Here is a 14,574-nt window from a genome sequence, read left to right as displayed (position 1 = left end):
AGGTGGGTATACAGAAAAAGACCACAACATCCTAAGCATGAAAGGAAATCCTTTTATGCTTAGGTGCTGTGGTCTCTCCATATCTCCAGACCTTCATTATTAATTTAAGGACATTGTATCATAGTTTTTAATTTAATTGTATTAAATCGTCTGTTTTTTCTTTTTCTTAAACTTCATCGTTGCCTCGACCGCCGTTTTCCAGCCCTCATACAATTCTTCACGTCTGGCGTTATCCATTTCGGTTTTAAACGTTTTATCAATATGCCACTGCTGGGCGATTTCCTCTTTATTTTGCCAGAATCCTACAGCGAGACCTGCCAAATAAGCGGCCCCCTGGGCGGTAGTTTCCTGGATCTCCGGCCGGTCAACAGGCACGTCTAGAATATCACTTTGGAACTGCATTAAGAAGTTGTTGGCCACTGCTCCACCGTCAACTCGTAACGTTTTAACGTCGATACCGGCATCAGCAACCATGGCGTCCAGTACATCACGTGTTTGGTAAGCAAGGGATTCAAGTGTCGCACGTATAAAGTGTTCTTTCTCCGTTCCTCTCGTAAGGCCGAATATCGCACCGCGAACTTCACTGTCCCAGTAAGGTGTCCCCAGTCCGACAAACGCAGGCACCATATAGACACCGTCAGTTGAATCCACTCTCGACGCATATCCTTCACTTTCCGGTGCCGATTTAACCATTCTTAACCCGTCCCTAAGCCATTGAATCGCTGAACCAGCTACAAAAATACTTCCCTCCAGCGCATACTCGACTTTTCCGTCTATTCCCCAGGCGATGGTAGTCAATAGCCCGTGATTGGACTTAACTGCCTCTTCTCCTGTATTCATAAGCATAAAGCACCCTGTCCCGTAGGTATTTTTAGCCATTCCTTTCTCAAAGCATGCCTGGCCGAATAAAGCTGCCTGCTGGTCCCCGGCAGCTCCGGCAATAGGCACTTCTTCTCCAAAGAAATGGTAACTGACCGTTTTAGCGTATTCCTCAGAGGACGGCCTTACTTCAGGAAGCATCGATTTTGGAACACCAAGAATATCAAGAAGGTTCTCATCCCATTTCAATTCATGAATATTATACATAAGCGTTCGGGAAGCATTTGTATAATCAGTCACGTGGGCTTTGCCTCCAGAAAGTTTCCATATAAGCCATGTATCAATCGTTCCGAATAAAAGTTTGCCCTGTTCTGCTTTTTCTCTCGCCCCTTCAACATTATCAAGGAGCCATTTTACTTTGGTACCGGAAAAATAAGCATCGATTAATAAGCCCGTTTTATCCCTGAAAAGATCGTTATGGCCTTGTTCTTTTAGTTCCTGACAAATATCATCAGTCTGACGTGACTGCCATACAAGAGCGTTGTATATCGGCCGGCCTGTATCTTTTTCCCATACCACCGTTGTTTCACGCTGATTTGTAATCCCGATTGAAGCAATCTCTTTAGGTGAGACATCTTGATTACTTAGTACTTCTGCGATAACCCCTAAGATTGAGGACCAGATTTCATTAGCATTATGCTCTACCCAGCCTGGCTTAGGGAAAATCTGCCTGAACTCTTTCTGGGCAACATCTACGATTTTCCCTTCTTTGTTGAATAAGATAGCTCTTGAACTAGTAGTCCCCTGGTCTAAAGCTAATACATATTTCTTTTCCATGTTAAATTCCCCCTATGCTTGTTTTTGTTCAGGATTGTGATAAGTGTCTTCCAAACTCTTAGGCTGTATTTCTTTTTGATCCATTTTATAAGAGATAAACAAAACAATGAAAAACAATGCAATGAAAAGCCATAGAGCCGAATTGACAACTCCTTCGAATAAAGCCACGTAACTTAATGTTCCTAACGCACCTCCTATAATCGGTCCTGCGATAGGCACCCACGCATATGCCCAGCCGGAATCGCCTTTGTTATGAATGGGCAATATAGCATGAGCAATTCTTGGTCCTAAATCACGGGCAGGGTTAATTGCATACCCTGTCGTCCCACCTAAAGACATACCAATGACAACGATTAAAAATCCAACCAGAAGAGGGTCAAGTCCCCCTGCATCATTTGCACCTAATGCAACGATTCCAAATAATAATACAAATGTACCTAAAACTTCACTAAAATAATTTGAAGGTGTATGTTTGATTGCCGGAGCTGTAGCAAATACACCATGTTTTGCCCCTTGATCTTCTGTATTTCTGAAATGCGGATAATACACACAGAAAACCAGTGCGGCACCGGTAAATGCGCCGGCTAACTGTGCCCCAATATAAGCTGGAACACTTGACCACGCAAAATCCCCTATTAACGCTAATCCTACTGTTACGGCAGGGTTAATATGTCCTCCACTTATTTCTCCAATCATATAAACCGACATGGCCACGCCAAGACCCCAGGCAAAAGTTATTAATACCCATCCTGTGCCTTCTGATTTTGTCCCTTTAAGGACTACCCCTGCTACGACACCCCCTCCAAAGATAATAAGCATCATCGTACCTAAAAATTCAGCTAATACAGGTGACATTCCTTTTCCCCCTTTAAAAGTTTCGAAGACAAAAAAGACCAACAGAATTCCCCTAGAGTCTCACTCCAGGTGAATTTCCGTTGGTCTCCATAGTCTCCACGAAAAAATTATTAACTTATTCTATATTAAAACAGAGGATGTAAGCGTTGTCAACAAAATAGAGACAATTAAAATAATTAATTGTCTGATATTTAACTAAAGTCAGTAATCCCGGTCCCAAAGCCCTTTTCTGGACGTTGAGACAGCAGTGGCCCCGGCATCAATCGCAGTCTGAACTTCGTTTTCTGTCCGGATGAGTCCCCCAGCTATTATAGGCGTATTTGTTTTTTCATAAATTTCCTGAATAATATGCGGAATAATGCCCGGGAGCACTTCGATGCAGTCAGGCTGTATGGTCTCGAGCATATTATAGCTCGACTCCAAAGCGATCGAATCGAGGAGGAACAATCGTTGGACAGTTATTAACTTAGCTTTTTTAGCTGTTAACAAAACATTTTTTCTCGTTGATATTAACCCTGCCGGCCTGATGTCCCTGCACAGAAATTGTGCTCCGTATTCATCGCTTTTTAAACCCTGTACCAAATCCGCGTGCAGCAATACTTTCTTATCGTGATCGCGGAGCATCTTAACGATGGATTTCAGCTGGCCGATATGAGTATTTAATAGGACGATGTATTCATAATCTGTTTGAGCGACTTTATCCAGATCCTTCAAGTCGCGTATGGCTGGAAGAATCATTGAGTTTGAGAAATGCATGTTTTCCTCCTTTTTCTTCTGTGAACTCATGTAAAAGATATTATAGCAGAACAAAGAAGAAAAAAGGTCACATATCTCTGTCAGTTTTACCTAAACAGAAAACCATCAGCTTTTCTTAAATGACTCCTTTAGCACGAAGAGAGGAAGATAAATGAGAACCAAAATCATGATATTCTCGTAATGTTTATTCTCATTAGATTTATACTGTAAATGAATGATTTCTTGACTAAATAGAGTTAAAGATTTTAATGATTAGAATAATCTTATCGATATTCAAGAATAGCTCCATCAAGCTTTACCTTAGATGAGAGGCTAAGATAAGAAAACTCCAATAGTGGTAACGAGATGTACCATTTTTAAACATGGAAAAAATATTCCTTTACAAAAAGAAATGGTTATTTTACCCTTAAATTAACACCGTTAATTTAAATAACGATGTTAACCGTATCTTTGTTGAGGTGATTAAATTCATGAGTATTTCAGAACGTAAACATCGAGAAAAGGCTTTTATTAAGGAACAAATCGTTAATGCAGCAACAGAACTTTTTTCTCTTTATGGATATGAACATGTTTCCATGCGAAAAATTGCAGATAAAATTGAATATTCCCCAACAACTATTTACAACTACTTTAAAAATAAGAATGAATTGTTATTCGAGTTATTAAAACAAGGGTATGAGTTGTTTTATCAAACTCTTGACTCAACCTATCAGACCAATAAAAAGGAGCATTTTGACCTCAAATTCAAAAGCATATTGAGTGCTTACATTGAATTTGGATTGTCTCATAAAGATTATTATAAATTGATGTTTATCAGCAACATTGATAAAGACGACTCCTTAATGGGAGTTGAAAATGAGAGAGCTAAGGCTTTTGAAATACTCATTTCATTAGTGAGGGAGGGAACTGAAAGCAACTATTTTATCCATCCTGATGAAAGGTTAATTAGTCAAATGATATGGGGACAATTGCACGGCATTACTTCTTTATTAATAACGTATAAAGACTTCCCCTGGGTTCAACATGAATCACTTATAGATCACTATCTTGAAAGTGTTATAAAAGGTGTTAAAAACGGAGGTTAGTTGTGTTCGTGAAAGTTCAAGAGCCGAAATTCCCTCTGCTACAGAGAGGTATGGACGTTGTTAAGATCATTGCCAAGAGATACACATTACTGTCCTCTATATCTGTAGACAAATGGCTGAAGCCTACAAGCGGATCGTGGTGAAGTTTGATGAAAAAGAAAGTGCGTTTGCATAAAAATGGGAGCGAAAATAAATGAAAAAATTATTGTATATTGTTTTTACGTTTAATTTCTTATTCAGCCTTTTGACCGCCATTTTACCTTTATTAGTAGTTGAAGTGACTCAATCCCCTGCCACTTCGGGTTATGTGTTAACAACGTTCATGCTAGCTTTATTAGTCTCTAGGATCTTTCTATTAAAATACGAGGTAGATGAGTACCTATTGCTTAAAGTAGGGCTTTTCTTATATTGCACAGGTTTTTTGATACTCTTTATTAAATCAACATCTATTATAGCCTTCTATATCGGGGCTATAACGTTAGGTATGGGTGTAGGGGTTGTGGCTCCCATTTTATTAACAATCATTACAAGTAGGGGAGATAATCCTAAAAAAGTCATTGGTTTTCATAATTCCTTTCTAGGCGTAGCCTCTGCTGTTGCTCCTTTCTTAGGTGTTTTTTTATATTACACTTATTCAGAAAGGACTTTTGTTTATCTCGTTTTATTAATTTCCTCCTTGTCTGCCCTGGCAGTGAGTTATTTAGTAAAGCGCAATGGGAAGAGAAAGCCCCTTAGAGCTAATACGTTAAATAAGCAAGCCTTTAGTATACAGTACTTACCCAGTTACGTTACTTTTCTGTTAACATCTATCAGTTATGGTGCAGTTATTGCTTTTCTCCCCCTATATTTAGAGGGATTAAGCCTAAGAATAGATATTTTTTATTTTTTCTTTTGGAGCTTTTTCATTTTATCTCAAATCTTTATGCTGAAACTTAAAGAATATATAAGTGAGAACTTATTATTATCCATTAGCTTTTTACTCATTAGCAGTAGTAATTTGCTTTTAATCTTATCTCCTGGCTATTTTTTGCTTATACTAAGTGCCATGATTTTCGGTTTTTTCTATGGAGGGGTTATGAACCTGTTTTACAATCGAATTGCTGTAGTAAAAGAAACTAAAGCAAAATCAGATGCATATGCCATATTTGGTCTCATGTCATACATGGGAGTGGGAGTTGGCTCGATGTTGTTAAGTCCGGTTGCGAATTATTCATTAGTATACGTGTTTCTATTTTCAGCTGCCTTCCCCTTCGTAGCCTTTGGAACTAATGCAATATGGGATTTATATAAACGTCGACATGCGTTAGTTGAAACAAATAAGGAATTTTCTAGCGGGTCATAAAATTTTAGTTGTAGGTGTGGGTGAGCAAGTAAGAAAAAAGAGCCACTTTTCAACTAATGGAGAGTTTACTTAAAGAAAGAGGTGGATAGTTTTGGAGGATAAAAGAAATAACAATGTCTATAAAGTAACTAAACAACATACAAGCAACTATCCCAATCCAATTATACTGTTAAAAGGGCAGGATGTTATTGTTGGCAAAAAGTATGAGGGTAATGAGGGTTGGAATAACTGGATATATTGTTACACGAAAGATAAACATCAGCTAGAGGGGTGGGTTCCCAAACAAATAATCCATATCCAAGATAAGCGGGGACTGGTTTTAGAGAATTATATTGCAAAAGAATTAGATGTAAGTATTGATGAACAGCTAATAAAAATTAAGGAACTAAATGGTTGGGTATGGGTAAAAAGGAGAGCTAATGCAGAAGAAGGTTGGGTTCCTAAAGAAAACATAAAAGAAGTGAACGAACACTAACTAAGAATGATTTTAACGGATGCATTAGTTGAAGAAAGGAAGAAACTATGAGTAAAAACGCACAGATTTAAGTTCTGTGCGTTTTTGTGTGCTACTTGTATTGTTAAGTCATTTATGGTTGGTATGCCAAATGTACGGCTATTAAACTTGTGAACAGCAGGTAAGAACACAAATGTATTTTCAATGTTAAGTAGCACGGATAACCAGCCTCCTATTTACTTGTTTATAAATTCCTTGTAATTAATCGTATGACAACCAGTTCCTCAATGACGTTTACTAGGCGGTTGAAGCTGTGAAATGGTCAATTTTTTGATCCCCCCTCTCTGCAAGGTTGTGCAAGTACGTACTCATTAAAAGTAAAAGCCCAGCCTCCATAGCGGTGACTGGTAGTAATAAATGACTTGATATACATAAATAAATTAACCGTTATTTGAATCAATTTCATCATGACGTTTTATGAGCAATAAAACGAATACGATCTATTGATTTTTATTTACTATACGGCATTTCAAAAGTGGCTGAAACGTAAGACGGCGACTCCCAGAGGATAAAGCGCAGTCTGAAGATCCACTGTTTCGATGGTTTTACTTTCGAAAAAGGTAGCTGAAGACAAGCCCTCGGGAAAGCGTCCGTCTGAAGTGAAGGTCACATTCATTAGTCGGAGGTTAACATCTTATTTTGAATGATGAAATCCATTCATTTATAAAGGATTGATGAGCTCTTGATAATTATTACGGGGGTTATTTACTTCGCTTGAAACTTCATGGGCGGTCAAATTAGAAGACTCAATTGGTTGCAGTAATTCCTGGAGGTCATGAGTGTCTTGGGTAGCTGGATGTAACCACTCCTTGTAGTGCTTTTTCGGTAAAATGACCGGCATGCGTCCGTGAATCTCAGCCATGAATTCATTTGCCTTAGTAGTAATGATCGTGCAAGAGAAGATATCCGTACCGTCCTCATCTGTCCATTTTTCCCACAGACCTGCAAACCCAAAGATAGTGTTATCTAATTGGTGTATTCGGTACGGCTGCTTTTGACCATCGACTTGTTTCCACTCATAAAAAGCGTCTGCTGGTATGATACATCGCTGTTTTTTTAAGGCACGTTTGAAGCTTGTTTTCTCCGCGACTGTTTCAGCTCGTGCGTTGATCATTTTATATCCGACCTTTTTGTCTTTTGCCCAAAAAGGGATTAATCCCCAGCGCAGTTTACCCAGACGGTTATTTTCTCCGTTATTAATGATAGCTACGACTTGTTGCGACGGGGCAATGTTGTAGCTTACCTCGAACTCTTCAATGGTTACTTCATCAATAGTAAACTGTTCGATAAGGTGCTCCAAATCAACGGTTAGCGTAAAGCGTCCGCACATTTTAATGCCCTCCGATCCCAATCATTTTCTTTTATTATAGACACTAAATAATGGTGACAACCAGTTTTTAAAGCTAATATTTTCAAAACCATTGGGCAACGTATTTTCGTTACTGGCCGTTATAGCTATCACTGGACATACAAAAGGCTCCTCATAGGGTTTTTGCATGTTTTCTAAAAAGATGACAAAAACCTCCATGGCGGGCTAAACGTTTTGAAACATCTAGCCGATATAAAAAGTAGGAAAGAAGTTTTAGACAATTGGATAGTAACCAAAAAAGAATATAGATGAAGGAAGTGACCCGTTATGAGAATGGCAGGCTTTGCCTCGGGGATGGACATTGATTCAATGGTTAACGATTTGATGCAGGTGGAGCGGCAGCCGCTCGAACGAATTGAACAAGACATGGCGTTGGAACAATTGAAAATTGATGCGTATCGTGAAGTGAATACGCAGTTCAATGACCTTCGCACAAACTTGTTTGATACGGTGATGATGCGTTCGAATATGGTGGCTCGCGATGTAACTTCGACGGATGCCGATCGGGTATCTGCTGAGGTCACTGGTTCTAGTTCTGATGTTTCGTATTCAATTTCAGCAGTAGACCAGCTTGCTTCGGAAGCCTCCGCTTCAAGCGCTCAATCATTAACCACCACTGGATCGATTGACCCTGATGCCTCGTTTGCCGACCAGGATTGGCAAGGGGAAGCCTGGCAGGAAGGGTACGTAGTTCGTGAATCCATTAGCGGAGAAACAAATGAAGTCATTACGTTAGATGGGGAAGCCTGGGATGAAGACAGCCTGGACGAGCTTGTTGTAGATCAGGATGGATTGTCGCTTCAAGTTGTAACTGATGGCAGTGACATTGAAGAAGGACAAGTTGGTGCGCAGGTTGTGAATGGCGCGCTTGAACTGACTTTTCATGAAGCTCCCGGTGATGAAACAATTGAAATCCAAGGCATTGCAACTCATGGTTCTGAACATTTTGAGGGTCGCGAAGAACGCACAGAGCTAGAGCTTGCCCGTGGCGGGATTGTGGCAGAGAACGTGGAAGTGTTTGTTGGCGACAGCACCACAGCTTTGAATGTAGTGACCGATCCTGATGCTGAATTAGGCGCAGGCGATGTGTTTGTCGACGCTGAGAGCGGGGAGATGGTCCTCGGGGAAGCAACGGCCGAAGACGTTCATGTCCAGTTCACAGAAGAGTATGCAGCTGGAAGCGTCACGACCTACAATGAAGACGGGGAACCGCAGGAAGCCCGCTTTCTCGTAAGCGGGGATGATGCCTTCGACGATGTTCTTGATCGTCTGAATGATGCTGATATCGGCGTGAGCGCGTTCTATGATGACTACTCAGACCGTCTTTCTGTAACGAGAAATGATACTGGTGTTTTTAATGAAGCCGGGGAAGAAATTGAATTCAGCGGGGCGTTGTTTACTGATTTTCTCGGTTTGCAAAACTCAGAGCTTGCTACAGGTGAGAATGACGAGCTTGTGATTGCTGACGGCACTGGCGCGGCAATGGATTGGGAATTGGCTTCTGGTACTGCTCCGGAAGAGGTAACCTTTGAACCATCTGCCGGGGGTTTTGCCGGTGTACTGAGTGACGAGAATGGTGTGCTGGCTAATGAAGAGCTGATTGTGGATGGCGAGGTGGTTGGCCATACAGATGAGCAGGGCAGACTGGTGTATAATGGGTTGCAAGGTGCAGCCAATGCACAATTTACGATTAATGGACTTGAAACCGAGCGGCGGTCAAATACATTTGAAGTCGGTGATGTGGAACTGACGTTAAATGATACCTTTGAAGCTGGGAGCGCGCCGGTTCGTCTGGAGACTTCCATTCAGACAGACGACATCTTTGAGACGATTGAAGGGTTTGTCGAAGAGTACAATGAGATGCTTGAGGATGTGCATGGGCGCCTGCAGGAACAGCAGCACCGGGACTATCCGCCGCTTACGGATGAGCAGCGCCGCGAATTGACCGACCACGAAGCTGAGTTGTGGGATGAGCGGGCGGAAAGCGGAGTTATCCGTAATGACTCGCTCGTGCGCGGAGTTATGACCAATCTGCGTGTCGATTTATACACTCCGGTGGAAGGTGGGGAAGACGGAGCGTTCCGTATTTTGTCGGAAATTGGAATTACGACTAGCAATGATTATATGGAGCGCGGTAAGCTGGAAATCGATGAAGAGGCCTTGCGAGGCGCAATTAATGAAGATCCAGATGGCGTGTTTCATTTATTTGCAGCAAACGGCGACGATGCAAGCGAGCAAGGCTTTGCCCGGCGCATGCGCGATACATTGGATGGTGCGATTGACAACTTAGCTGAGCGCGCTGGTGGATTCCGTGGAAATAACATGAATCATCAATTTGCGCTCGGCCGGAACATTGATCGCTTAGAGGAAGAAGAGACCCGGATGGAACAGCGCTTTGACCAGCTGGAAGACCGCTACTGGCGGGAGTTTGGCGCGATGGAACGGGCGATGGCCCAGGCGCAGGAACAGGCCAATATGTTCTACTCCGCCATGTTTGGTTAAAACATAGATTAAGTTTATAGGTTAAGGAAGGTGGATTCGACGATGGCAATGTCGAACATGAATCTTGGCGCACAGCCAAACGTTTATAAGCAAAATGCAGCAACAACCGCATCTCCTGGAGAATTAACGTTAATGCTTTACAATGGGATCTTGAAATTTACCAAGCGAGCCCGTCAAGCCATGGATGAGAAAGATGTGCAAGGACGCAATGAAGCGTTGCAGCGCGCGCAGGCGATTATCAGCGAACTGTTGATTACGCTTAAAGTAGAAGATGAGACAACGGAAAATATGGCGCGGTTGTATGAATACATCAACTATCAGCTGATCCAGGCCAATGTAAAAAATGATCCAGCTTTTATAGATGAAGCAGAACAGTACGTCATTCGTTTCCGTGATACCTGGAAAGAAGTGATCCAACAAGAGCGCAAGCGCAAATACGGCGGGGGCGTGTAAGTCTTGGATCCGGTCAAGCGCTTATATTTGCAGACGAAAAAACTCCACCAGCATGTGACGGCGGATTTGCCGGAAGACATGGCGGCACGCGAAAAATACATCCGCCGCACCCAGCAGCTGCTGGAACGGCGGGGTCGCCTGATGGAAAAACTTGAACAAGAAGGCAGTAGAGCCGATGAAGAGCACCCGGAAACAAGGCAGCGCTACACCGAAGAAATTGGTCGCATGAATGAAGAAATCAACGAGGAAATGAATGCCAAGCGCTTCACGATTCGTGGTGAGTACAACCGCACGAAAAATCGACGCGTGACCGGCCGAAAATACAAAAACCCGTACGAAGGCCCAACCGTCGACGGCTTGTTTTTTGATAAGAAAAATTGAATAGAAGTATGGAAACGCTGCGGAGAAGTAAACCGCGGCGTTTTTTGGTGGGGAAAGAGAATAGGTGTCACGCAACAAGTGAGAGGCGTGACACCACAAGTCTAGGGAGTCACTGCACAACTATCCGGAGTCACGCCACAAGCAGGGCGAGTGACTCCACAACAAGAGGCGATGACGCCACAAGAAAGGGGAACGACGCAACAACTCAAGACTGCGACGCCACAACTGGGGTAACTTGCATGTAATAACAATGCATTTGGAAGCGCTGCGTCCGCAGCGCCACCTTACGTCTTTTGTCATTTTGGTTTGGAGAAGGGGACGGTCAACTCGAGGGCCGCTACTGCGCAAGGGTCAGGTGTCACTGCACAACGAGAGAGCGTGACTGCACAGGTTGCATGAATCACTGCGCAACCGGGGGAGCGCGACTGTGCAAGGGACTGGCGTCACTACGCAACGAGTCAACGTCATGCGCAATAATAGTACGTGACGCCGCACCCATCGTGCGTGACTCAGCACTAAATCAATATGACGCCGCACTCACTCAGTTCCTCCTTCAATCCTGTCTTCCTCATTTTTCTCTAAGTTTGATATAGTTACAGTAAAGGAGGATGTGCGTGATGGCAGAGAATTTATCGGTTGCGCAGCGGGAGTTTTTGCTGCGGTACCAGGATTGGTTAAAGACAGTGGAAGAAGGGATTAGCACGGTGGTCGGCTTCTACCGTGAAGGGTTTGTTGAAGAAGGGGACAGGTTGTTGACGCAGATGATGGCTGGGTTTGTTCCGTTTGATGCGTCGAACATGACGTTGCGTTCGATTTTTGCGTTGGAAGAAGAAACGGAACAGCAGTTGCTCCGCTTCGATGAAATGGTTAAAAAAGCGCAACAAATCACTGAATTAACATCGGCTGAAGAGCGTCTGGTTTTCATTTCGCGGGAAGTGATGCCGGTGTTTCAAAGCTGGAAGGTGCTCGTTTTTCAAACGGTGGCGCGTTTCCAAGAAGACGGGTCGGAGCACAACGGTTGGATGGACTCCCGCGATACATAACAAAACCTGTCAGCGAAGTCCTGCAAAGTGAGCGTACCACGGAGGAGGAGTAATGAGTGAAACAGCGTCCCGGCTTTTCTTTTCCCAAATTAATTATATTGCCGAACATTGTCCTTAATTTCAAAGCTTCGTATTTTTAAAAAAAGGGTATAGGAAGGAGATATCGAATTATCTAAAAAGAGGTGATCAATATGGATGCTCAACTATACATTAATGGCACGTGGTTGGAAGCGCCGGAGAATTTTGACGTATTGAATCCGGCCAATGGAGAAAAAGTGGGGAGCGCTGCCAATGGCGGACGCACCGAGACGAATCAAGCGATTAAAGCTGCTCATGAAGCTTTTCCGAAATGGGCGGCGAAAACGGCTGAGGAGCGCGCTGGCTATTTGAAGAAATTACAGCAGCTCATGCTTGAGCATAAAGATGAGCTTGGTGAACTGGTTACAAAAGAGATGGGAAAGCCGCTTGCTGAAGCAAAAGGCGAAGTTATGTATGCGGCTTCATTTTTGGAATGGTACGCCGAAGAAGCACGCCGGGTGTATGGAGATTTGATTCCTTCTAACTCGAAGGACAAACGGTTTATGGTGATGAAGCAGCCGGTTGGAGTTGTAGGCGCGATTACACCGTGGAATTTCCCACTGGCGATGGTAACTCGTAAAATTGCTCCAGCGCTTGCTGCTGGTTGTACCGCTGTGTTGAAGCCGGCCGAAGACACGCCGCTTTCTGCGATTCGCTTTGCTGAGCTTTGTGCGGAGGCAGAGGTGCCGAACGGGGTCATCAACATCGTGACCGGTGAAGCTGCAGAAATTGGCGGCGCTTTTATGGAGCATGAAGCTGTGAAAAAAGTGACATTCACCGGCTCAACCGAAGTCGGGAAACTGTTGATGAAGCAGGCGTCTGAGCATGTGAAAAAGCTCTCGCTTGAACTTGGCGGGCACGCGCCGATCATCGTCCTCGATGACGCCGATATCGAACAGGCTGTTGACGGCGCGATCGCTTCCAAGTTTCGCAACGCTGGCCAGACATGTGTCTGCGGCAACCGCATTTATGTGCAAGAACGTATTTATGAGGATTTTGTGGAAAAATTCACCGAGCGCGCTTCTCAGTTGAAGGTAGGAGATGGATTAGAGGGGGACGCGGATCTCGGGCCGCTCATTAATAAAGACGGCTTTGAGAAAGTAGATAGACACGTTCAAGACGCCTTGAAGCAAGGAGCGGCCCTAAAGACGGGCGGTTCCGGTTTCGAACAAGATGGCGGCTACTTCTACGAGCCAACCGTACTCGCCGATATTAACCATGACATGGTCATTATGGAAGAAGAAACCTTTGGTCCGGTTGCTCCCATTCAAAAGGTGAAGACGGACGAGGAAGCAATTGAGCTTGCTAACGATTCACGCTACGGTTTAGCTGCTTACTTTTTCACTGATAACCTGAAACGCGGCATGAAGGTGGCTGAAGCCCTTGAATTTGGCATCGTCGGCTGGAACGACGGACGTCCATCTGCAGCGCAGGCACCATTCGGCGGCATGAAAGAAAGCGGACTCGATCGCGAAGGCGGCCACGAAGGCATTGAAGCCTTCCTCGAAACCAAATACGTTTCTGTCGGATTGTAAGGAAAGAACGAAGCTCGCCGCGCGATTGCCCGGCGAGCTTTTTACATAAGGAGGATGGGGAAGAGGGACGCTCTGGCTAATCGCCGGTACCTGGTATCGGCAGAGAGTGAGACCGCACTAAGCGAGCGAGACGCGGCACTCGGCAGGATTCACACTGGACTGAGGGAGAGAGTCACGCCACAACGAACGCGCGCGACGCCACAACAGGTCGAAGTCACGCCACAACGAACACGCGCGACGCCACAACAAGTCGAAGTCACGCCACAACGAACACGCGCGACGCCACAACAGGTCGAAGTCACGCCACAACCAGATGATCTTCAGCCTGGAGGTGCCCCCTTTAGCTCAATCTCAAACCACACCCGCCTCAAACACGCCGCACGTCATCTGAATAATATCTTTCTACGTCGGTTATAACTAGGTCTTGGAGGAGAAGGTCTCTCTCCTCTTCATAAGACTTCTTTTTAACTAAAAAAGTACATGGTGCGCAAGAGCCTGTTCCTATTAAAAGAAGAGTTCGCTTTTCTTTATGAATACAGGAAGTTGCAACGATTACATTTTTTGGTTATGATTGAAGTGTAGCCTTGGGCTGCAAAAAGTATATGTGTGAAAGGAAGACGAGTATGCAAGGGAAAGTGAAATGGTTTAACAACGAAAAAGGTTTTGGATTTATCGAACGTGAGGAAGGGGATGACGTATTCGTTCATTTTTCGGCGATTAATTCGGAAGGTTTTAAATCGCTTGAAGATGGGGAAAATGTGGAGTTTGAAATTGTCGAAGGTGACCGTGGACCTCAAGCGGCTAACGTTAATAAAATTTAAATCAATGACGTTAAAACATTTAAATCCTCTTAGTGCTGTTTCATCAGCGCTACGGGGATTTTGTTAATTTTTCTCATTTTAAAAGTATGAATATTCTGTTAGTTTCAATATAAGAATTGAAATGAGGAGGGTAGTGTGAGCATTTCTAAAATGGCATAGGGTCCTGGCGGGCGGGAGTATACCA

General features: G+C 43.7%; 13 protein-coding genes. 9 read left to right on the top strand and 4 right to left on the bottom strand.

Features of this window, described 5'->3' with window-relative positions; all coding sequences use genetic code 11:
- Nucleotides 1-141 precede the first annotated feature (141 nt).
- The 3 genes from glpK to D469_RS0103425 form a co-directional block, all read right to left on the bottom strand.
- Nucleotides 142-1,656 carry a glycerol kinase GlpK gene (glpK, locus tag D469_RS0103435; RefSeq protein WP_018921969.1) on the bottom strand — a complete coding sequence of 505 codons (1,515 nt, stop codon included), beginning with the start codon at nucleotides 1,654-1,656 and terminating at the stop codon, nucleotides 142-144.
- 12 nt (nucleotides 1,657-1,668) lie between these two features.
- The gene (locus tag D469_RS0103430; protein WP_018921968.1) at nucleotides 1,669-2,511 is read right to left on the bottom strand and encodes an MIP/aquaporin family protein; all 843 of its coding nucleotides are present in this window, start codon (nucleotides 2,509-2,511) and stop codon (nucleotides 1,669-1,671) included.
- Nucleotides 2,512-2,712: 201 nt separating this feature from the next.
- Nucleotides 2,713-3,267 (bottom strand): glycerol-3-phosphate responsive antiterminator, encoded by a 555-nt coding sequence (locus D469_RS0103425; RefSeq protein ID WP_018921967.1) that lies wholly within the window; start codon nucleotides 3,265-3,267, stop codon nucleotides 2,713-2,715.
- A gap of 470 nt (nucleotides 3,268-3,737) precedes the next feature.
- Between D469_RS0103425 and D469_RS0103420 the strand changes: the two genes are divergently transcribed.
- From D469_RS0103420 to D469_RS0103405, 3 genes are all read left to right on the top strand, one after another.
- A complete protein-coding gene (locus tag D469_RS0103420; RefSeq protein WP_018921966.1) occupies nucleotides 3,738-4,352 on the top strand; it encodes a TetR/AcrR family transcriptional regulator in 615 nt (204 codons plus the stop codon).
- Between the two features lie 193 nt (nucleotides 4,353-4,545).
- Nucleotides 4,546-5,694: an MFS transporter gene (locus D469_RS0103410; protein WP_018921964.1), complete on the top strand. Its 1,149-nt coding sequence runs from the start codon at nucleotides 4,546-4,548 to the stop codon at nucleotides 5,692-5,694.
- A gap of 91 nt (nucleotides 5,695-5,785) precedes the next feature.
- The gene (locus tag D469_RS0103405; RefSeq protein ID WP_018921963.1) at nucleotides 5,786-6,169 is read left to right on the top strand and encodes an SH3 domain-containing protein; all 384 of its coding nucleotides are present in this window, start codon (nucleotides 5,786-5,788) and stop codon (nucleotides 6,167-6,169) included.
- A gap of 700 nt (nucleotides 6,170-6,869) precedes the next feature.
- Here the strand turns inward: D469_RS0103405 and D469_RS0103395 are convergent.
- A complete protein-coding gene (locus tag D469_RS0103395) occupies nucleotides 6,870-7,538 on the bottom strand; it encodes an SOS response-associated peptidase (RefSeq protein WP_018921961.1) in 669 nt (222 codons plus the stop codon).
- Nucleotides 7,539-7,844: 306 nt separating this feature from the next.
- Here D469_RS0103395 and fliD point away from each other — a divergent pair, with 306 nt between their 5' ends.
- From fliD to D469_RS0103355, 6 genes are all read left to right on the top strand, one after another.
- Nucleotides 7,845-10,079 (top strand): flagellar filament capping protein FliD, encoded by a 2,235-nt coding sequence (gene fliD / locus D469_RS20900; RefSeq protein ID WP_018921960.1) that lies wholly within the window; start codon nucleotides 7,845-7,847, stop codon nucleotides 10,077-10,079.
- A gap of 42 nt (nucleotides 10,080-10,121) precedes the next feature.
- Nucleotides 10,122-10,532 carry a flagellar export chaperone FliS gene (gene fliS, locus D469_RS0103385; RefSeq protein WP_018921959.1) on the top strand — a complete coding sequence of 137 codons (411 nt, stop codon included), beginning with the start codon at nucleotides 10,122-10,124 and terminating at the stop codon, nucleotides 10,530-10,532.
- 3 nt (nucleotides 10,533-10,535) lie between these two features.
- Entirely contained in the window at nucleotides 10,536-10,913 is a 378-nt protein-coding gene (gene fliT, locus D469_RS0103380) for a flagellar protein FliT (protein ID WP_018921958.1), read from the top strand.
- Between the two features lie 617 nt (nucleotides 10,914-11,530).
- Nucleotides 11,531-11,956, top strand: coding sequence for a DUF8042 domain-containing protein (locus D469_RS0103375; RefSeq protein WP_018921957.1), 426 nt, complete (start codon nucleotides 11,531-11,533; stop codon nucleotides 11,954-11,956).
- A 191-nt stretch (nucleotides 11,957-12,147) separates the two neighbouring features.
- Complete coding sequence (locus tag D469_RS0103365; RefSeq protein WP_018921956.1) at nucleotides 12,148-13,569, top strand: NAD-dependent succinate-semialdehyde dehydrogenase; 1,422 nt, start codon at nucleotides 12,148-12,150, stop codon at nucleotides 13,567-13,569.
- Between the two features lie 623 nt (nucleotides 13,570-14,192).
- The gene (locus D469_RS0103355; protein ID WP_018921954.1) at nucleotides 14,193-14,390 is read left to right on the top strand and encodes a cold shock domain-containing protein; all 198 of its coding nucleotides are present in this window, start codon (nucleotides 14,193-14,195) and stop codon (nucleotides 14,388-14,390) included.
- Nucleotides 14,391-14,574: the final 184 nt, after the last annotated feature.

The sequence above is a fragment of the Salsuginibacillus kocurii DSM 18087 genome (assembly GCF_000377705.1).
GTDB lineage: Bacteria > Bacillota > Bacilli > Bacillales > Marinococcaceae > Salsuginibacillus > Salsuginibacillus kocurii.
The sequence above is the reverse complement of the archived record's forward strand: the minus strand, read 5'-3'. Positions and strand labels throughout refer to the sequence as shown.